Origin of the sequence: Kutzneria sp. CA-103260, assembly GCF_018263855.1 — a bacterium.
In the GTDB taxonomy this organism is placed as follows: Bacteria; Actinomycetota; Actinomycetes; order Mycobacteriales; family Pseudonocardiaceae; genus Kutzneria.
On the sequence record NZ_CP073318.1, the window covers coordinates 11,255,026 to 11,277,596 of the forward strand.

1 pseudogene is annotated in these 22,571 nt (G+C 71.5%); it reads left to right on the top strand.

The annotated features are described in order from the left end of the window. Window position 1: 1 nt before the first annotated feature. Window positions 2–22,531, top strand: a pseudogene (locus tag JJ691_RS52825) (type I polyketide synthase); the annotation flags it as partial. Window positions 22,532–22,571: the final 40 nt, after the last annotated feature.

Consider the following 22,571-nt stretch of genomic DNA (forward strand, 5'->3'; position numbering starts at 1 on the left):
GGTCGTCGAAGCGCTCCGGACCGCGGTCAAGCAGATCGAGACGCTGCGCGCGCAGAACCGCGAACTGGTGGACGCGGCGAGGGAACCGATCGCGATCGTGTCCATGGCGTGTCGGTTCCCCGGCGGTGTGCGGACTCCCGAGGACCTGTGGCGGCTGCTCGCCGACGGCACCGACGCCATGTCCGGCTTCCCCACCGACCGCGGCTGGGACCTGGAGACGCTCATCGACTCCGACCCGGACCGGGTCGGCGCCAGCTACGTCGACCAGGGCGGTTTCCTGGACGACGCGGCCGAGTTCGACCCGGCGTTCTTCGGCATCTCCCCGCGCGAGGCGGTGGCGATGGACCCGCAGCAGCGGCTGTTGCTGGCGACCTCGTGGGAGGCGATGGAACGCGCCGGCATCGACCCGCACTCGCTCAAGGGCGGGCCGGTCGGTGTGTTCACCGGCACCAACGGCCAGGACTACGGCCTGCTCGCGGCCGAGGCCGTCGAGGAGACCGAGGCCTACCAGGCCACCGGCAACAACGCCTCGGTGATGGCCGGCCGGCTCTCCTACACCTTCGGGTTCGAGGGTCCCGCGGTCACCATGGACACGGCCTGCTCGGCGTCGCTGGTGGCGATGCACCTGGCCGCGCAGGCACTGCGGTCCGGCGAGTGCTCGCTGGCGCTGGCCGGCGGGGTCACGGTGATGTCCACGCCGACCATCTTCTCGATCTTCTCCCGGCAGCGCGGCCTGTCCAAGGACGGGCGGGTCCGGGCGTTCTCCGACGACACCGACGGCACCGGCTGGGGCGAGGGCGTCGGCATGGTCGTGCTGGAGCGGCTGTCCGACGCCAAGCGCAACGGACACCCGATCCTGGCCGTGCTCAAGGGTTCCGCGGTCAACCAGGACGGCGCGTCCAACGGCCTGACCGCCCCGAACGGCCCGTCGCAGCAGCGGGTCATCCGGCAGGCGCTGAACAACGCCAACCTGTCGGCGTCCGAAGTGGACGCCGTCGAGGCGCACGGCACCGGCACCACCCTCGGCGACCCGATCGAGGCGCAGGCGCTGATCGCGACCTACGGCCGCGACCGGGACCAGGAACGGCCGCTGTGGCTGGGGTCGATCAAGTCCAACATCGGCCACACCCAGGCCGCCGCCGGTGTGGCCGGCGTGATGAAGATGGTGCTGGCGCTGCAGAACGGCGTGCTGCCCAAGACTTTGCATGTGTCCGAGCCGACGTCCCATGTGGACTGGTCAGCCGGCACGGTCCGGCTGGCGACCGAGCAGGTGCCGTGGCCGGCGCGGGCCGACCGGCCGCGCCGCGCCGGCGTGTCCTCCTTCGGCGTCAGCGGCACCAACGCCCACGTGATCATCGAGCAGGCTCCAGAGCCGCCTACCCCGCGCGGAACGCGCGGCAAAAGCACGGTTGTGCCCTGGCCGCTGTCGGGGCGGACCGAGCAGGCGCTCAGTGATCAGGCCCGGCGGCTGCGGGACGCGCTGGACGACGGTTTCTCCGTGGCGGACATCGGTTTCTCGCTGGCCACCACCAGGAGCGCGTTCGACGAGCGCGCGGTCCTGATCGGCCGGGACCGGGACGACTTCCGTGAGGCGCTGGACGCGGTCATCGGCGCTGCGCCGTCGCCGAGGGTGCTGCGCGGTCGCGCGCTGGGCCGCGGCAAGGTCGCGTTCGTGTTCCCCGGCCAGGGTTCGCAGTGGGTCGGCATGGCCGTCGACCTGATCGAGGCCTACCCGGTGTTCGCCGACAGGATGAACGAGTGCGCCGAGGCGCTGTCCGAGTTCGTCGACTGGTCGCTGCTGGATGTCCTCGGTGACGCCGAGGCGCTGGAGCGGGTCGACGTCGTGCAGCCGGTGCTGTTCGCGGTGATGGTGTCGCTGGCCGCGCTGTGGCGGTCGTTCGGGGTCGAACCGTCGGCTGTGGTCGGCCACTCGCAGGGTGAGATCGCCGCCGCCTGTGTCGCCGGCGCACTGTCCCTTCAGGACGCGGCGCGGGTCGTTGCCTTGCGGTCCAAGGCGATCCTGGCCCTGTCTGGCCGTGGTGGCATGGTCTCCGTGCCGCTGCCGGTGGACCAGATCGAGCTGCCCGAGGGTGTTTCCATCGCGGCGGTGAACGGTCCGTCCTCGGTGGTGGTCTCGGGTGACCCCGACGGCCTGGCCACCGTGCTGGCCACGATCGACCGGGCCAAGGCGATCCCGGTGGACTACTCCTCGCACTCGGCGCAGGTCGAGTCGCTGCGCGAGGAGCTGCTGGAGATCCTCGCCCCGATCCGGCCGCGTGCGGCCGAGGTGCCGTTCTACTCCGCGGTGACCGGCGAGGAGTTCGACACCACCGGCCTGACCGCCGAATACTGGTACACCAACCTGCGCCAGACCGTGTGGTTCGCGAAGACGGCCCAGGCGCTGGCCGAGAGCGGCCACCGGTACTTCATCGAGTCCAGCCCGCACCCGGTGCTGGCGTTCGGCCTGCGGGAGACCCTGGACGACGACGCCGTCGTCCTGGGCTCGCTGCGTCGTGACGACGGCGGCGCCCAGCGCTGGCTCACCTCGCTGGGCGAGGCGCACGCCGTCGGCCTCAAGCTCGACTGGGACGCCGTGTTCGCGGGCGTCGACGTCCGCCGCACCGAGTTGCCGACCTACGCGTTCCAGCTCGACCGTTTCTGGTTGGAGCCCAAGCAGTCCGCTCGTGCCGACGTCACGTCGGCCGGCCTGCGGGCGACTGACCACCCGCTGCTGGGCGCGGCGATGGCCGTCGCCGACGACGACCGCCTGGTCTTCACCGGCCGCATCTCCAGCCGCACCCATCCCTGGCTGGCCGACCACGCCGTGCTCGGCACGGTTCTGTTGCCCGGCACGGCTTTCGTCGAGTTGGTCCTGCACGCCGGCGAGCAGGTGGGCTGCGCCAACCTGGCCGATCTGGCGCTGGAGACCCCGCTGACGCTGCCCGCGCAGGGCGGCGTCCAGCTCCAGGTCGCGGTGACAGCTGCCGACGAGGCCGGCAACCGGACCGTCACGGTCAACTCCCGCGAGAGCGAGGACGTGCCGTGGACCCGGCACGCCACCGGCACTCTCACCGCGACGGTCCCGGCCACCACGTTCGATCTGTCGGTGTGGCCGCCGGCCGGCGCGACCCCGGTTGAGTTCGGCGACATCTACGGCCGGTTGGCCGAGACCGGTTTCGGCTACGGCCCGGTGTTCCAGGGCCTGCGCGCCGCGTGGCGCTCGGGCAACGACATCTACGCCGAGATCAGGCTGCCCGACGACCAGCGCGACCTGGCTGCCCGCTTCGGCGTGCACCCGGCGCTGCTCGACGCCGCCCTGCACTCGTACCTGATCGACCAGGGCGACGAGGTCGCGCTGCCCTTCGCCTGGACCGGCGTGACGCTGCACGCGGTCGGCGCCGACACCCTGCGCGTGCACGTCACGCCCGACGGCCGGGTGCTGGGCGCCGACGAGACCGGCGCGCCGGTGGTGTCGGTCGAGCGGATCGTGTCGCGGCCGCTGCCCAAGGGCGGGCTGCGTCAGCGCGTCGACTCGCTGTACGAGGTGGAGTGGGTCCCGGCCGTCTCGGCCGACGACAACTCCGAGTACGTGGTCCGGGATGCGCCGCATGACCTGCACGAAGCGCTTGCACTGGCCCAGGAATGGCTCGCGAACGAGCAGTCCCGGCTCGTGCTCGTCAGCACGGGCGCGGTCGCGGTCGGCGCGGACGAGGACGTGCCGAACCTGATGGCGGCGGCCGTGCTGGGCCTGTTCCGTTCGGCCCAGAACGAGAACCCCGGCCGGTTCACCCTGATCGACATCGACGACGAGCCCGCCTCCCGAGAGGCCGTCGACGCCGCCGCGAGGACCGGTGAGCCGCAGATCGCCGTCCGCGACGGCGAACTCCGCATGCCGCGCCTGGCCCGCGCTGACGCCGGCGACGATTTCACCTGGAACACCGAGGGCACAGTCCTGATCACCGGTGGCACCGGCCTGATCGGCGCACTGGTGGCCAAGCACCTCGTCGCCGAACACGGTGTGCGCAACCTGCTGCTGACCAGCCGGCGTGGCCCGGACGCGCCTGGTGCGTCCACTGTGGAGCAGGAGCTCACCGGGCTCGGCGCGACCGTGACGATCGCGGCCTGCGACGCCGCCGACCGGGACGCGCTGGCGGCACTGCTCGCCGAGCACCCGGTGACCGCCGTCGTGCACAGCGCCGGTGTGCTGGACGACGGCATCGTCACGTCGCTGACGCCGGAGCGGCTGGACACCGTGCTGCGGCCCAAGGTCGACGCCGCCCGCAACCTGCACGAGCTGACCGGCGATCTGGACGCCTTCATCCTGTTCTCCTCGGGCGCCGGCGTGTTCGGCGGGCCCGGCCAGGGCAACTACGCCGCCGCCAACTCCTACCTGGACGCGTTGGCCCAGCACCGGCGGGCCAGCGGTCGGCCTGGTGTCTCGCTGGCCTGGGGCCTGTGGGAGCAGGCCAGCGGCATGACCGGGCACCTGGACACCGCCGAGAAGTCCCGGATGCGCGTCAACACACTGTCCAATAAGGACGGTATGCGGCTGTTCGACGCCGCGCTGGGCACCGACCGGGCCTTACTCGTCCCGGTCGCGCTGGACTTCAGGATCAAGGACGTGCCGCACCTGCTGCGCGGCCTGATCCGCACCACGACCCGTCGCATGGCCAAGGCCGCGACCGTCGAGGGCTCGGCGTTCGCCCGTGGCATCGCCGCCCTCGCGCCCGAGGAGCGCGGCAAGGCGCTGCTCGACCTGGTGCGCGAGCACGCGGCGTCGGTGCTCGGCCACGCCGGCCTGGAGGCCGTGCGACCCGACAACGCCTTCCGTGAGCTCGGCTTCGACTCGCTGACCGCGGTGACCCTGCGCAACCAGCTCACCGCCGCCACCGGTCTGAAGCTGCCGGCCACGCTGGTCTTCGACCACCCGTCGCCGGCCGTGCTCGCCCGCCACCTGCTGACGCTGCTGGAGGGGGAGCGGACCGTTGTCGAGGCCGTGCCGGTGGCCGCGGCCGACGACGACCCGATCGTGATCGTCGGCATGGCCTGCCGCTTCCCCGGCGGGGTCGGCTCGCCGGAGGACCTGTGGGGCCTGGTGATCGGCGGCGTCGACGCCATCTCCGGGATGCCCACCGACCGCGGCTGGGACCTCGACGCCATCTACCACCCGGACCCCGACCACCCCGGCACAACGCACGTCCGCGGCGGCGGTTTCCTCTACGACGCCGGGGAGTTCGACGCCGGGTTCTTCGGCATCTCGCCCCGCGAGGCGCTCACCGTCGACCCGCAGCAGCGGTTGCTGCTGGAGACCGCGTGGGAGACGTTCGAGCGGGCCGGCATCGATCCGAAGTCGTTGCGGGGCAGTGACACTGGTGTGTTCGCGGGCCTGATGTACCACGAGTACGAGGGCAACCACAACACCGGTTCGATCGCGTCCGGCCGCGTTTCCTACACGTTCGGTCTGGAGGGGCCGGCGGTCACGGTCGACACGGCGTGCTCGTCGTCGTTGGTGGCCATGCACCTCGCGATGCAGGCGCTGCGGTCGGGTGAGTCCTCGCTGGCCCTGGCCGGCGGTGTGGCTGTGATGTCCACGCCGGAGCTGTTCGTCGAGTTCTCCACCCTGCGCGGTCTGTCGGCCGACAGCCGATGCCGGTCGTTCGCGGACGCCGCCGACGGCACCGGTTTCTCCGAGGGCGTGGGCATGGTGCTGCTGGAGCGGCAGTCCGACGCCCGCCGCAACGGGCACCAGATCCTGGCCGTGGTCAAGGGTTCCGCGGTCAACCAGGACGGTGCCTCCAACGGTCTTACCGCGCCGAACGGTCCGTCGCAGCAGCGGGTGATCCGCCGGGCGCTGGCCGTCGCCGGCCTCACACCGTCCGATGTGGACACCGTGGAAGCGCACGGCACCGGCACGACTCTCGGCGACCCGATCGAGGCGCAGGCGATTCTGGCGACCTATGGTCAGGATCGGGACGAGCCGTTGTGGCTGGGGTCGATCAAGTCCAACATCGGTCACACGCAGGCCGCCGCTGGTGTCGCCGGTGTGATCAAGATGGTGATGGCGATGCGGCACGGTGTGCTGCCGCAGACCCTGCACGTCGACGTCCCGAGCTCGCATGTGGATTGGACCGAGGGTGCGGTCGAGCTGCTGACCGAGCAGCGGGCGTGGCCGGAGACCGGCCGCCCCCGTCGGGCTGGTGTGTCGTCGTTCGGTGTGAGCGGCACCAACGCGCACGTGATCATCGAGCAGGCCCCGGCGGCCAAGGAGGTGCCGGCCAGTGAGCCGGTGGCCCAGCCGGTTCCGCTCATCCTGTCGGCGAAGTCGGACGCGGCACTGCGTGAGCAGGCCCGCAAGCTGGCCGCGTTCCCCGAGCAGAACGTCGCCGACGTGGCGTTCTCCCTGCTGAGCACCCGATCGGAGTTCGACCACCGCGTCGTCGCGGTGGGGCAGCAGCACGACTCGCTGGCGTCGGTTCTCGACCGGTTCGCCGAGGGCGACCTCGCCGCGACCGCCGTGCACGGTGTTGCCGACGTCGTCGGCAAGAAGGTCTTCGTCTTCCCCGGCCAGGGTTCGCAGTGGGTCGGCATGACCACCGAGCTGCTGGCGACCTCGCCGGTGTTCGCGGCTCGGATGGCCGAGTGCGAGGCGGCGCTGTCGTCCTATGTGGACTGGTCGCTGACCGAGGTGCTGTCCGACGCCGAGGCCCTGGAACGGGTCGATGTCGTGCAACCGGTGATGTTCGCGACGATGGTGTCGCTGGCCGCGCTGTGGCGTTCGCACGGCGTTCAGCCGGACGCGGTGATCGGCCACTCGCAGGGCGAGATCGCGGCCGCCTGTGTGGCCGGTGCGCTGTCGCTGGATGACGCCGCGAAGATCGTTGCCTTGCGCAGCCAGGTGATCGCCGCTTCGCTGGCCGGTCTCGGTGGCATGATGTCGGTTGCCCTGCCGGTGGCCGAGGTCGAACCGCTGCTGGTCGACGGCGTCTCCATCGCCGCCACCAACGGCCCGCGTTCGGTCGTGGTCGCTGGCTCCCCGGAGGGGCTGCTGGCCATTCAGGCGACGGTTGAGGCCGGCGGTGGTCGGGCGCGGATGGTCCCGGTGGACTACGCCTCGCACACCGACCACGTCGAGGCGATCGAGTCGGAGTTGCTCACCGCGCTGGACGGCATCACGCCGCAGGCGTCGTCGACGGCGTTCTTCTCGACCGTGACCAATGACTGGATCACCGACACGACCGAGCTCGACGCCGCCTACTGGTACCGCAACCTGCGGCACCAGGTTCGGTTCGCGGAGTCGGTGCGGGTGTTGGCCGAGCAGGGTTACGGGTTCTTCATCGAGACCAGCGCCCACGCAGTGCTGACCATGAGCGTCCAGGATGTGCTGGACGAGGCCGGTGTCGACGCGGTCGCGGTGGGCACGTTGCGGCGCAACGACGGTGGCCTTCAGCGGTGGCTGCTGTCGCTGGCCGAGGCCCACGTCCGCGGTCTGGACGTCGACTGGAAGCTGACCGGCCGGTCCGTCGACCTGCCCACCTATGCCTTCGACCGCAGGTACTACTGGCTCAAGTCCGTTGTGGACGGTCCGGTGCGTTCGACGGTCGACGACTGGCGCCACCGCGTCACCTGGCGTCCCGTGGCCGATGCCAAGCCCGCCACCGGGACCTGGCTGGTGGTCACGCCGTCCGCCGAGCACAACTGGACGATCGGCGACAACACGATCCACGTCGTCACCGACGGCGGGGACCGGGCCACGCTGGCCGAGCAGCTGCGGGCCGGGCTGGCCGAGCCGGTGGCCGGTGTCGTGTCGCTGCTGGCACTCGACCGACCCGTCACCGCGACCCTGCACCTCACCCAGGCGCTGGGCGACATCGACGCCGACGCCCCGCTGTGGCTGGTGACGCAGGGCGCGGTCTCGATCGGCGACAACGACCGGATCGGCGACCCCGAGCAGGCGCAGGTCTGGGGCATGGGCCGCGTGATCGCGCTCGAACACCCCGAGCGCTGGGGCGGTCTGGTCGACGTGCCCGCCGACGTCGACGACATCGTGCTGCGCCGGCTGACCGGCGTCCTCGCTGGTCACGACGATGAGGACGAGCTGGCGGTCCGTGCGGCAGGGGTCTTCGCGCGGCGACTCACGCTGGCCGCCCCGCACGTCAAGGCCACCGACCCGTGGCAGCCGGACGGCACCGTCCTGGTCACCGGCGGCACTGGCGCGCTCGGCGCGCACGTCGCCCGCTGGCTGGCCGAGGCCGGCGCGAGCCACCTGGTGCTGACCAGCCGTCGGGGCCGGGACGCCGATGGCGTCGCGGAACTGGAAGCCGAACTGACCGAGCTCGGTGCCGAGGTGACGATCGCGGCCTGCGACGCCGCCGACCGGACCGCCATGGCGGAGTTGATCGCCCAGTACCCGCCGAACGCCGTGATTCACACCGCCGGTGTGTTGGACGACGGCGTGCTGGAGAGCCAGGACGCGGCACGGCTGGACCGCGTGTTCGCGCCCAAGGTGACTGCGGCGCAGAACTTGGACGAGCTGACCCGCGACCTGCCGCTGACGGCGTTTGTGCTGTTCTCGTCGGCCGCCGGTGTGCTGGGTAGCGCTGGCCAGGCCAACTACGCCGCTGCCAACGCCTACCTGGACGCCCTGGCCGAGCAGCGCCGCGCCGATGGGCTGGTGGCGACGTCGGTGGCCTGGGGTGCCTGGGCCGACAGCGGCCTCGCGGCTGACGCGGGCGTGGTCGAGGAGCGGCTGCGGCAGACCGGGGTCTTACCGATGCGGCCGGGTCTGGCGATCAGCGCGCTGCAGGGCGCGCTCGACGACGGCGACACCACGCTCGTGGTCGTCGACATGGACTGGCAGCGCGCCGCCGGCCGGCCGTGGAGCCGTGAGCTGGTGGAAACCGAGACCGGCGCCAGCACGGGTGACTCGCTGCGGGACCGCCTGTCGGCGCTCTCCCGCGATGAAGCCGACCGCGCGCTGATCACGTTGGTGCGCAAGCAGGTCGCCGAGGTCCTCGGGCACGACGGTGTCGAGGACGTGCCGCTGGGACGGCAGTTCCGCGAACTCGGGTTCGACTCGCTGACCGCGGTCGAACTGCGCAACCGGCTCGGCGCGGCGACCGGGTTGAAGCTGCCGACCACGTTGGTATTCGACCACCCGACCGTCCGCGAGCTGGCCGGCCTGCTCGGTGCCGAGCTGCTCGGCGCCAGCGCCGGGGCCGTCGCCTTGACACCCGTGCGCACGGTCGACCCGGAGACCGACCCGGTGGTCGTGGTGGCCATGAGCTGCCGGTTCCCCGGCGGCATCGCCTCGCCCGAGGACCTGTGGCAGCTGTTGGTGGAGGGCCGGGACGCGGTCGGCGACTTCCCGACCGACCGCAACTGGGACCTCGACAACCTGCACCACCCGGACCCCGACCACCTCGGCACGACCTACGCCCGTGGCGGCGCCTTCCTCGCCGACGCGTCGCAGTTCGACGCCGGGTTCTTCGGGATCAGCCCGCGTGAGGCGCTGGCGATGGACCCGCAGCAGCGGTTGCTGCTGGAGGCGTCGTGGGAGGCCCTGGAACGGGCCGGCATCGACCCGCACTCGCTCAAGGGTTCGCCGGCCGGTGTGTTCATCGGCACCAACGGGCAGGACTACCCGATGGTGCTGACGCAGTCCGACGACGACGTCGCCGGACACGCCCTCACCGGCAACGCCAGCAGTGTCGTCTCGGGCCGGGTCTCCTACACGCTGGGCCTCGAAGGTCCTTCGGTGACACTGGACACCGCGTGCTCGGCGTCGCTGGTCGCGATGCACTGGGCCGCGCAGGCGCTGCGGTCAGGTGAGTGCTCGTTGGCGCTGGCCGGCGGTGTGTCGGTGATGTCCACGCCGGGCGTCCTCGTGGAGTTCAGCCGGCAGCGCGGCCTGTCGGCGGACGGCCGGATCCGGGCCTTCTCTGACGACGCCGAGGGCACCGCGTGGGGTGAAGGCGTCGGCATGATCGTGCTGGAGCGTCAGTCCGACGCTGAGCGCAACGGTCACCCGATCTTGGCGGTGCTGCGTGGAAGTGCGATCAACCAGGATGGTGCTTCGAATGGCCTGACCGCGCCGAATGGTCCGTCGCAGCAGCGGGTGATCCGTCAGGCCCTGGCTCAGGCCGGCTTGTCGGTGTCCGATGTGGATGCTGTGGAGGCGCATGGCACGGGCACGACGCTGGGTGACCCGATCGAGGCCCAGGCGTTGCTGGCGACCTATGGCCAGGACCGTGACGAGCCGTTGTGGCTGGGTTCGATCAAGTCCAACATCGGTCACACCCAAGCCGCGGCCGGTGTCGCCGGCGTCATCAAGATGGTGCTGGCGATGCGGAACGGCGTGCTTCCGCAGACGCTCAACGTGTCGGAGCCGACGTCCCATGTGGACTGGAGCGCCGGCAAGGTCGAGCTGCTGACCGAATCGCGGGAGTGGCCGGTCGGTTCCGGTCCGCGTCGGGCTGGTGTGTCGTCGTTCGGTGTTAGTGGCACGAACGCGCACGTGATCCTGGAGCAGGCGTCGGCGGTCGAGGTGCCTGAGATCGAGCGTTCGGTTGTGGCGCCGTGGGTGCTTTCCGGCAATTCGCCAGAAGCTCTGCGGGATCAGGCCGCGCGTCTGGTGTCCCGTGTGGACGGTGTTGACGCGGCGGATGTGGCCTACTCGCTGGTGTCCTCGCGGACGTCGTTCGAGCACCGTGCCGTGGTGTTCGGTGCTGACGCACTGCGCGGACTTGCTGCCGGGCAGGCCGCGCCGGGTGTGGTGACTGGCACCGCGGTTGACGGTCTGACCGCGTTCATGTTCTCCGGTCAGGGTTCGCAGCGGGTGGGCATGGGTAAGGAGCTCTACGCGGCCTTCCCGGTGTTCGCCGAGGCGCTGGACGCGGTGTTCGAGCACCTGGATGCCGATCTGCGCGGGGTGATGTTCGAGGGCTCCGCCGACCTGGACCAGACGGGATACACCCAGCCGGCGCTGTTCGCCATCGAGGTGGCACTGTTCCGTCTGCTGGAGTCGTGGGGTGTCAAGCCGGACTTCCTGGTCGGGCACTCGATCGGTGAGCTGGCGGCGGCGCATGTGGCTGGTGTGCTGTCCCTCGCGGACGCGTGCAAGCTGGTCTCCGCTCGCGGGCGTTTGATGCAGGCGCTGCCCGAGGGCGGCGCGATGGTCGCGATTCAGGCCACCGAGGACCAGGTGTTGCCGCACCTGACCGACGGTGTGTCCATCGCGGCGATCAACGGGCCGACTTCGGTTGTGGTGTCGGGTGTTGAGGACGCTGTGCTGGCGGTGGCGGCGCGGTTCGAGAAGACCAAGCGGCTCACGGTGTCGCACGCGTTCCACTCGCCGTTGATGGATCCGATGCTGGCCGAGTTCCGCCAGGTGGCGGAGACCATCAGCTACGGCCGGCCGACGATTTCGGTGGTGTCGAACCTGACCGGTGAGCTGGTCACCGAGTTCGACGCCGAGTACTGGGTCCGGCACGTCCGGGAGGCCGTCCGGTTCAACGACGGGGTTTCGACCCTGCGCCGTGAGGGCGTGACGACGCTGCTGGAGGTCGGGCCGGACGGCGTGCTGTCCGGGATGGCCGACGGCATCGCGGTGCTGCGCCGCAACCGGGACGAGGTCGAGGCGATCACCACGGCCCTGGCCCAGCTGCACGTCAGCGGTGTCCGGGTCGACTGGCTCAAACTGATCTCCGGCCGGCTGATCGACCTGCCGACCTACGCCTTCCAGCACGAGCGCTACTGGCCGAAGCCGGGCACTGCCGCTGCGAAGGCCGTTGTCGACAGCGTGGACAGCGCGTTCTGGGCCGCGGTCGAGAACAACAACCTGGAGGCGCTGGCCGACACCCTGGAGGTCGACGGCTCGGAGCTGGGCGATGTGCTGCCGCTGCTGTCCTCGTGGCGGCGCAAGCAGCGTGAGCAGTCCACTGTGGACGGCTGGCGCTACCGGGTGCGGTGGAAGCCGATGTCGGTGCGGGGCGCGGCCCTGTCCGGCCGGTGGCTGGCGCTGGCCCCGACCGGCCAGGGGCAGGACCACCTCGACGCCCTGACCGGCGCGGAGATCGTCCGCGTCGACGTCGACCTCACTGCGCTCGACCGCCAGGGCCTGGCCGAGCGGCTGGCCGGCGAACGGGTCGATGGCGTGCTGTCGCTGCTGGCCCTGGACGAGAACCACGGTGTGACGGCGACATTGGTCGCCACCCAGGCGCTGCGGGACGCCGGCATCGACGCCCCGCTGTGGATCCTGACCTCCGGCGCGGTGTCGACCGGTCGCTCGGACCAGGTGACCAGCGCGTCCCAGTCGCAGGTGTGGGGCTTCGGCCGGGTCGTGGGTCTGGAGTTCCCGAACCTGTGGGGCGGTCTGGTCGACGTCCCGGCGGTCCTGGACGAGCGGTCCGCGCAGCGGTTGGACGCGGTGCTGGCCGGTGTCGACGGCGAGGACCAGATCGCGGTCCGGTCCTCGGGCGTGTTCGTCCGCCGGGTCGAGCACGCGCCGGCGGCCAAGGGTTCCCGTGACTGGACGCCGAGTGGCACCGTGCTGATCACAGGCGGCACCGGCGGCCTGGGCAGCCTGGTCGCCCACTGGGTGGCCGGCGCCGGGGCCGAGCACGTGGTGCTGACCAGCCGTCGCGGCATCGAGGCCGACGGCGCGCGGGAACTGGAGGCCGAGCTCCTCGGCCTCGGCGCCCGAGTGACGATCGCGGCGTGTGACGCGGCGGACCGGGACTCGCTGGCCGAGCTGCTCGACCGGCTCGAGGCCGAGGGATCCCCGGTGCGGTCGGTGTTCCACGCCGCCGGTGTCTCCCGGCCCGACCTGATCGGCGACACCACGGCGTCCGAGTTCGGCATCAGCCTGGCCGCCAAGGCCATCGGCGCGCGGAACCTGGACGAGCTGTTGCGCGGCAAGGACTTGGACGCCTTCGTCCTGTTCTCGTCCATCGCCGCGGTCTGGGGCAGTGGCGGTCAGGCCGCCTACTCCGCGGCCAACGCCTACCTGGACGGCCTGGCCGAGATCCGGCGCGCTCGCGGCGAGACCGCGACGTCGGTGGCCTGGGGCGCGTGGGCCGAGATCGGCATGGGCGCGGACAACGAGGCCGAGCGGGCGCTGGGCCGGGCCGGAATCCGAAGCATGGCCCCGGAACTGGCCCTGTCGGCGCTGCGCCAGGCCATGGACGCCGACGAGACGTTCGTCGCGGTCGCGGACATGGACTGGGCGGTGTTCGCGCCCGGGTTCTCCGTCGCCCGTCGTCGTCCGCTGATCGAGGACCTGCCCGAGGTGGTCACGGCGCTGGCCGCGGCTTCCCCGGCCGCTACTGGCGAATCGGTGTCCGAGTTCGCCGGGCGACTGGCCGCGCTGCCGGCCGGTCACCGCGAACGCGTTGCGGTGGAAGAGATCTGCGCCCAGGCCGCGGTGACCCTCGGGCACGCAGGAGCCGGCAAGATCGACCCCGACCGCGCGTTCCGCGAGCTCGGCTTCGACTCGCTGACCGCGGTGGAACTGCGCAACCGGCTCACCGCCGCCACCGGGCTCACGCTGGCCTCGACCGTGGTGTTCGACTTCCCGTCGGCGCGGTCGCTGGCCGAGCACGTGTTGGGCGAGCTGTTCGGCGCCGAGGCCGACGCGGTGGACCGCCGCGCCGTCGCGGTGGACGAGCCGATGGCCATCGTGGGCATGGCGTGCCGCTTCCCGGGTGGGGTCACCTCGCCCGAACAGCTGTGGAAGCTGGTGCTGGACGGCCGGGACGCGACGTCCAACTACCCGCTGGACCGGTCGTGGGACTTCTCCGCGCTGACCGGCGCGTTCGAGCACCGGGCCGGCTTCATCGACGACGCGGACAAGTTCGACGCCGGCTTCTTCGGCATCGGCCCGCGTGAGGCGCTGGCGATGGACCCGCAGCAGCGGCTGCTGCTGGAGTCGTCGTGGGAGGCGCTGGAGCGGGCGGGTCTGGCCCCGTCAGCGCTGCGTGGCACCGCCACCGGTGTCTTCGTCGGCAGCTCGCCCGACGGCTACGGCACCGGGTCGCTCGCCGACCCGGACGAGGTGCGGGGCTACCTGCTGACCGGCAACGCGCACTCCGTGGTGTCCGGCCGCATCTCGTACTCGCTGGGCCTTGAGGGGCCGGCGATGACGATCGACACGGCGTGCTCCTCCTCGCTGGTGGCGATGCACCTCGCGGCGCAGTCGCTGCGGGCCGGCGAGTGCGATCTGGCGCTGGCCGGTGGTGTCGCGGTGATCGCGCAGTCGGTGGTGTTCGAGGAGTTCTCCCGCCAGGGCGGGCTCGCCGCCGACGGCCGGGTCAAGGCGTTCTCCGATGACGCCGACGGCACCGGCTGGGGTGAGGGTGTCGGCATGGTGGTGTTGGAGCGGCTGTCGGACGCCGAGCGCAACGGGCACCAGATCCTGGCCGTGGTCCGGGGTTCCGCGGTGAACCAGGATGGTGCGTCCAACGGTCTGACCGCGCCGAACGGTCCGTCGCAGCGGCGGGTCATCCGCCAGGCGCTGGCCCAGGCTGACCTCACTCCGTCCGAAGTGGACGTTGTCGAGGCGCACGGCACCGGCACCACGCTGGGTGACCCGATTGAGGCCCAGGCCCTGCTGGCGACTTACGGGCAGGACCGGGATGAGCCGTTGTGGTTGGGGTCGATCAAGTCCAACATCGGTCACACCCAGGCGGCCTCCGGTGTCGCCAGCGTGATCAAGATGGTGATGGCCCTCCGGCACGCCGTGCTGCCGCAGACCCTGAACGTCGGCACGCCCAGCACGCACGTGGACTGGACGGCCGGCAAGGTCGAGCTGCTGACCGAGTCAAGGCAGTGGACCGAGTCCGGGCGCCCGCGCCGGGCCGGCGTCTCCTCGTTCGGCCTGAGCGGCACCAACGCGCACGTGATCATCGAGCAGGCGCCCGCGGCCGACGAGATCCCGGCCAGCCCGCCGGCTGTCGAGCCCGCGCCGTGGGTGCTGTCGGCAAAGTCGGATGCCGCGCTGCGGGCGCAGGCTCGCCGGCTTGCCGCCGTCCCGGAGCAGAACGTCACCGATGTGGCCTTCTCGCTGGACCGCACGCGGGCGGTGTTCGAGCACCGGGCCGTCGCGGTGGGGCAGCAGCACGACTCGCTGACCGGCGCGCTGGAGCGGTTCGCCGACGGCGACCTGCCGGCGACGATGGCGCAGGGTGTGGCCGATGTCTTCGGCAAGAAGGTGTTCGTCTTCCCCGGCCAGGGTTCGCAGTGGGTCGACATGGCCACCGAGCTGCTGGCCGCCTCGCCGGTGTTCGAGCGGCGGATGGTGGAGTGCGAGGCGGCGCTGTTGTCCTATGTGGACTGGTCGCTGCTGGACGTCCTGAACGACGCCGAGGCACTGGAGCGGGTGGACATCGTTCAGCCGGTGCTGTTCGCGGTGATGGTGTCGCTGGCCGAGTTGTGGCGTTCGCACGGTGTCGAGCCGGACGCGGTGGTTGGTCACTCACAGGGTGAGATCGCGGCCGCCTGTGTGGCCGGCGCGCTGTCGCTGGATGACGCCGCGAAGGTTGTCGCCCTGCGCAGCAAGGCGATTGCCGCCTCGCTGGCCGGTCTGGGCGGCATGATGTCGGTTGCCCTGCCGGTGGCCGAGGTTGAGCCGCTGCTGGTTGACGGCGTCTTCGTGGCTGCGGTGAACGGGCCGCGTTCGGTTGTTGTGGCCGGCTCGCCGGAGGGGCTGCTCGCGGTCCAGGCGGCGGTCGAGGCCGGCGGTGGTCGGGCGCGGATGGTTCCGGTGGACTACGCCTCGCACACCGATCACGTCGAGGCGATCGAGTCGGATCTGGCTGTGGCGTTGGACGGCATCGCGCCGCGGGCAGCGTCGACGGCGTTCTTCTCGACGGTGACCGGTGATTGGATCGAGGACACCACGTCTCTCGACGCCGCCTACTGGTACCGCAACCTGCGGCACCAGGTTCGGTTCGCGGAGTCGATCGGGTCGTTGGCGCAGCAGGGTTACGGGTTCTTCATCGAGACCAGCGCGCATCCGGTGCTGACGATGAGCGTTCAGGACATTGTGGACGAGGCCGGTGTCGACGCGGTCGCGGTGGGCACGTTGCGGCGCAACGACGGTGGCCTTCAGCGGTGGCTGCTGTCGTTGGCTGAGGCCCACGTCCGCGGTCTGGACGTGCAGTGGAACCTGGTCGGCCGGAGCGTGGATCTGCCGACCTACGCGTTCGACCACAAGCGGTACTGGCTTGAGACCATTGTGGACAGCACGACGCGGTCGGTGGTCGACGACTGGCGCCACCGCGTCACGTGGCGGCCGGTGGACGACGCCTCGCCGGCGACCGGCACCTGGGTCGTGGTCACGGCCGCCGACAACGACTGGACGTTCGGGGACAACACGATCCACGTCGTCACCGACGGCGCGGACCGGGCCACACTGGCCGGGCAGCTGCGGGCGGCGATGACCGAGCCGGTGGCCGGTGTCGTGTCGCTGCTGGCCTTCGACCAGCCGATCACGGCCACGCTGCACCTTGTCCAGGCCCTCGGCGACATCGAGGCCGACGCGAAGGTGTGGCTGGTCACCAAGGGCGCGGTCGCGGTCGACGAGAACGACCGGATCGCCAACCCGGAGCAGGCTCAGGTCTGGGGCATGGGCCGGGTGATCGCCCTCGAACAGCCCGAGCGCTGGGGTGGCGTGGTGGACCTCCCGGTCGACGCCGACGACATCGCGGTGCGCCGCCTGGCCGGTGTGCTCGCCGGTCGTGACGGCGAGGACGAGCTGGCCATCCGCGACCGCGGCGTCCGGGTCCGGCGGTTCGCGAAGGCCGCCCCGCACGTCAAGGCCACCGACCCGTGGCAGCCGTACGGCACGGTGCTGGTCACCGGCGGCACCGGTGCCCTTGGTGGGCATGTCGCCCGCTGGCTGGCCGAGGCCGGTGCGCGCCACCTGGTGCTGACCAGCCGTCGCGGCCGGAACGCCGATGGTGCTGCGGACCTCGAAGCCGAGCTGCGTGAGCTGGGCACCGAGGTGACGATCGCCGCTTGCGATGCCGCAGATCGAGACGCCATGGCGGAGTTGATCGCGCAATACCCGCCGAACGCGGTGATCCACACGGCCGGTGTGCTGGACGACGGCGTGCTGGAGAGCCAGGACGCGTCGAAGGTGGAGCGTGTTTTCGCGCCGAAGGTGACCGCGGCGCAGAACTTGCACGAGCTGACCCGCGATCTGCCGCTGACGGCGTTCGTGCTGTTCTCGGCGGGCGCCGGTGTGCTGGGTAGTGCCGGTCAGTCGAACTACGCGGCTGCCAACGCTTACCTGGACGCCCTCGCCGAGCAGCGCCGGGCCGACGGCCTGGTGGCAACATCGATCGCCTGGGGCGCTTGGGCGGACAGCGGTCTCGCGGCCGATGCCGGTGTGGTGGAGGAAAGGCTGCGACAGACCGGGGTCTTCCCGATGCGGCCGGACCTCGCCATCAGCGCCCTGCAAGGCGCGCTGGACGACGGCGACGCCACGCTCGTGGTCATCGACATGGACTGGCAGCGCACCGCCGGACGGCCGTGGAGCCGTGACCTCGTCGTCACGGAAACCGTTGCCGAGCAAGGTGACTCGCTGCGGGACCGGCTGTCGGCGCTGCCGCGGGACGAGGCCGACCGCACACTGGTCACGTTGGTGCGCAAGCACGTCTCCGATGTGCTCGGGCACGACGGCGTCGACGCCGTGCCGACGGCGAAGCCGTTCCGGGAGCTCGGGTTCGACTCGCTGGCCGCGGTCGAGCTGCGCAACCGGCTCGGCGCGGCGACGGGACTGAAGCTGCCGACCACGTTGGTCTTCGACCACCCGACCGTCCGCGAGCTGGCGACCCGGCTCGGCGCCGACCTGCTCGGCGCGAGCACCGAAGTCGTTGTGCCGACGCAGGTTCGGACGGTCGACCCGGACAACGACCCGGTGGTGATCGTGGGCATGAGCTGCCGGTTCCCCGGCGGCGTGGCCTCGCCCGAGGACCTGTGGCAGATGCTGGTCGACGGCCGCGACGCGGTCGGCGACTTCCCGACCGACCGCGGTTGGGACCTGGACTCGCTGTTCCACGCCGACCCCGACAACATCGGCACCACGACCGCGCGCGGAGGTGCCTTCCTGCACGGCGCGTCGGGCTTCGATGCCGGCTTCTTCGGTGTGTCGCCGCGTGAGGCGGTGGCGATGGACCCGCAGCAGCGGCTGCTGCTGGAGTCGTCGTGGGAGGCGCTGGAGCGGGCCGGCATCGACCCGAGGTCGTTGCGGGGCAGCGACACCGGTGTGTTCGTCGGCACCAACGGGCAGGACTACCTGATGGTCCTGACCGAGGCCGAGGACGACATCGCCGGGCACGTCGTCACCGGCAACGCGGGCAGTGTCGTCTCCGGCCGGGTCTCGTACACGCTGGGCCTGGAGGGCCCGTCGGCCACGGTCGACACGGCGTGTTCGGCGTCGCTGGTGGCGATGCACTGGGCCGCGCAGTCGCTGCGGTCCGGTGAGTGCTCGCTGGCACTGGCCGGCGGTGTCACTGTGATGTCCACGCCGGGCCTGTTCGTCTCCTTCTCGCGTCAGCGCGGTCTGGCGGCGGACGGCCGGATCCGTGCCTTCTCCGACGACGCCGAAGGCACGGGTTGGTCCGAGGGTGTCGGCATGGTGGTGCTGGAGCGTCAGTCGGACGCCGTGCGCAACGGTCACCCGGTCTTGGCGGTGCTGCGCGGAAGCGCGATCAACCAGGACGGTGCGTCCAACGGTCTGACGGCCCCGAACGGTCCCTCGCAGCAGCGGGTGATCCGCCGGGCGCTGGCCAACGCCGGCCTCACTCCGTCCGATGTGGACGCTGTCGAGGCGCACGGCACCGGCACGACGTTGGGTGACCCGATCGAGGCCCAGGCGCTGTTGGCGACCTACGGTCAGGACCGGGACGAGCCGTTGTGGCTGGGCTCGGTGAAGTCCAACATCTCGCACACGCAGGCGGCGGCCGGTGTCGCTGGTGTCATCAAGATGGTGTTGGCGATGCAGAACGGCGTGCTGCCGCAGACGCTCAACGTGTCGGAGCCGACGTCCCATGTGGACTGGAGTGCCGGCAAGGTCGAGCTGCTGACCGAGGCCCGGCCGTGGCCCGAGACGGATCACCCGCGCCGGGCCGGTGTGTCGTCGTTCGGTGTCAGCGGCACCAACGCGCACCTGATCCTGGAGCAGCCCCCGGCGGTCGAGGAGACGGCCGCCGAGCGGTCGGCTGTGACGCCTTGGATTCTGTCCGCCGCGTCCGAGAGCGCGCTGCGCGATCAGGCGGCTCGACTGGCGTCCATTGTGGACCAAGTTGACGCGGCCGATGTGGCCTACTCGCTGGTGACCTCCAGGACGTCGTTCGAGCACCGCGCGGTGGTGTCCGGTGTTGACGCGCTGCGTGCGTTCGCGGAGGGCCGGCCTGCGCCGGGCGTGGTGACCGGTGCCGCCGTCGAGGGTCTGACGGCGTTCATGTTCTCCGGTCAGGGTTCGCAGCGGGTGGGTATGGGCAAGGGCCTGTACGAGGTCTTCCCGGTGTTCGCCGAGGCGTTGGACGCGGTGTTGGCGCACTTGGACGCCGATCTGCGTGAGGTGATCTTCGAGGGCAGTTCGAAGCTGGACCAGACCGGTTACACGCAGCCGGCGTTGTTCGCGATCGAGGTGGCGCTGTTCCGTCTGCTGGAGTCGTGGGGCGTCAGGCCGGACTTCGTTGTGGGCCACTCGATTGGTGAGCTGGCGGCGGCGCATGTCGCTGGCGTGCTCAGCCTTGAGGACGCTTGCACGTTGGTCGCCGCGCGGGGCCGTCTGATGCAGGCGCTGCCCGAGGGCGGTGCGATGGTGGCGATCCAGGCGACCGAGGACGAGGTGCTGCCCTACCTGTCCGAGAAGGTGTCGATCGCTGCGATCAACGGTCCCGACTCGGTGGTCGTCTCCGGTGACGAGGAGGCCGTGCTGGCGGTGGCCGCGCGGTTCGAGAAGACCAAGCGGCTCAAGGTCTCGCACGCGTTCCACTCGCCGCTGATGGACCCGATGCTCGACGAGTTCCGCACGATCGCCGAGGGGCTTTCCTACGCGGAGCCCCGGATTCCGGTGGTGCCGACGTCGGCCGGCGGCGGGCAGTGGACCGAGCCGGAGTACTGGGTGCGGCACGTCCGTGCGGCCGTGCGGTTCCACGACGGCGTGGCCACACTGATCAGCGAGGGTGTGACGACCTTCCTGGAGGTCGGGCCGGACGGCGTGCTGTCCGGGATGGCCGACGGCATCGCCACCCTGCGCCGCAACCGGGACGAGGTCGAGGCGATCACCACGGCCCTGGCCCAGCTGCACGTCCGTGGCGTCGAGGTCGACTGGCTCAAGCTGATCTCGGGCCGGCTGGTGGACCTGCCGACCTACGCGTTCCAGCACGTCTCCTACTGGCCGAAGCTGCGGGCCAGGAAGGCGGCGGTGGACACGGTCGACGGCGCGTTCTGGGAAGCGGTCGAGAGCAACAACCTGGAGGAACTGGCCGGCACCCTGGAGCTGGACAGCGCCGAGCTGGACGGCGTGCTGCCGGCCCTGTCGACCTGGCGGCGCAAGCAGCGCGAACAGTCCGCGGCCGACTCGTGGCGCTACCAGATCGCCTGGCGGCCGCTGGCCGACACGGCGACGCCGGTCCTGGCCGGCAGCTGGCTGGTGGTGGCGCCGAAGGGCGAATACCGGCTCGTCGACGAGAGTGCGGCCGCGCTGACCGAGGCCGGCGCGCGGGTCGAGATCGTGCGGGTCGACCTGGGCCAGGCCGATCGGGCCGGCCTGGCCGCCGAGCTCGTGGGCCGTGAGCCCGCCGGGGTGCTCTCCCTGCTGGCACTGGACGAGGCGGAGTTCCCGTCGCACCCGGTGCTGACCCGGGGTGTCGCCGGCACCTTGCTCCTGGTGCAGGCGCTCGCCGACGCCGGGATCACCGCGCCGCTGTGGCTGGGCACCTCCGGTGCGGTGGCCACCGGCGGCTCGGACCGGGTCGTGAGCCCGGCCCAGGCGCAGGTGTGGGGGATGGGCCGCGTGGTCGGCCTGGAGTTCCCCGACCGGTGGGGCGGCCTGATCGACCTGCCGGCGACCCTGGACGACCAGGCCGCGCGGCGGGTGTGTGGCGTGCTGGCCGGCGTCGACGGTGAGGACCAGGTCGCGGTGCGCGACAACGGCGTGTTCCTGCGCCGGCTCGTGCACGACCCGGTGGGCGGCCGCCAGCCGGTCCGGGCCTGGAACCCGGTCGGCACCACCCTGATCACCGGCGGCACCGGGGCCATCGGCGGGCACGTCGCCCGCTGGCTGGCCGGCAACGGGGCCGAGCACCTAGTGCTGCTCGGTCGCCGCGGGGCCGACACCCCCGGCGTCGCCGAGCTGGACGCGGAGCTGACCGCGCTGGGCGCGCGGGTCACCGTGGCGGCCTGCGACGTGGCTGACCGGGACTCGCTGTCCAGGCTGCTCAAGGAACTGGAGGCGGCCGGCGACCAGGTGCGCGGTGTCGTGCACGCCGCGGGCGTGGAACGGCCGGGTCCGCTGGCCGAGACCGACGCCCAGGAGTTCGCCGAGGTCATCGCGGCCAAGGTGGCCGGCGCGATCAACCTGGACGAGCTGCTCGACGACTCGGTGCTGGACACGTTCGTCCTGATGTCGTCCAACGCCGCGGTGTGGGGTAGCGGCGGCCAGGCGGCCTACGCGGCCGGCAACGCGTTCGTCGACGCGCTGGCCGAACAGCGCCGGTCGCGCGGGGCCACGGCGACCTCGGTCGCCTGGGGTGCCTGGGCCGGTGGCGGCATGGCCGCCACCGAGGGAGCCGGCGAACACCTGCGCAGGCGGGGCGTGCGAACCATGCGTCCCGAGTACGCGGTGGCGAGCCTGCGGCAGGCGGTGGAGCTCGACGAGACGTTCGTGACAGTGACGGACATGGACTGGGCGCAGTTCGCCAAGGGCTTCACCGCGGCCCGGCGGCGGCCGCTGCTCGACGAGCTGCCCGAGGTCGTGGTGGACGCCGCCCCCGAACCGGACGCCTCGGCCGCTGGCCTGGCCGACCAGCTGGCCGGCCTGCCCGGGCCGGAGCGGGAGCGGGTCGTGGTCGACCTGGTGCGGGCGCACGTGGCCGCGGTGCTCGGCCACGCCGGCATCGACGCGGTCGACCCGGTCCGTCCGTTCAAGGAACTCGGGTTCGACTCGCTGACCTCGGTCGAGCTGCGCAACCAGCTCGCCTCGGCCACCGGCCAGCGGCTGCCCGCCTCGGTCGTGTTCGACCACCCGACGCCCACCGAGCTCGCCCGGTTCCTGCTGGGCAAGCTGGGAGTCGAGCAAGTCTCGGTGTTGGACGAGCTGGACCGCGTCCAGCAGGCCATTTCAGCAGTTTCCCTAGACGACGCCGAACATCCGATGATTGTCGCCCGGCTGCGAACGATGCTGGCCAAGCTCGACGGGGGCCAGGAGAAGACGGAAGGCGCCACCGTCGCGGAGCGGCTCGACGCCGCCACCGATGACGAGATCTTCGAGTTCATCAACCAGGAATTCGGGAGGTCGTAGGCGAGCGCTGTGGGCGGGGTCCGTCACCGCCGGACGTGAT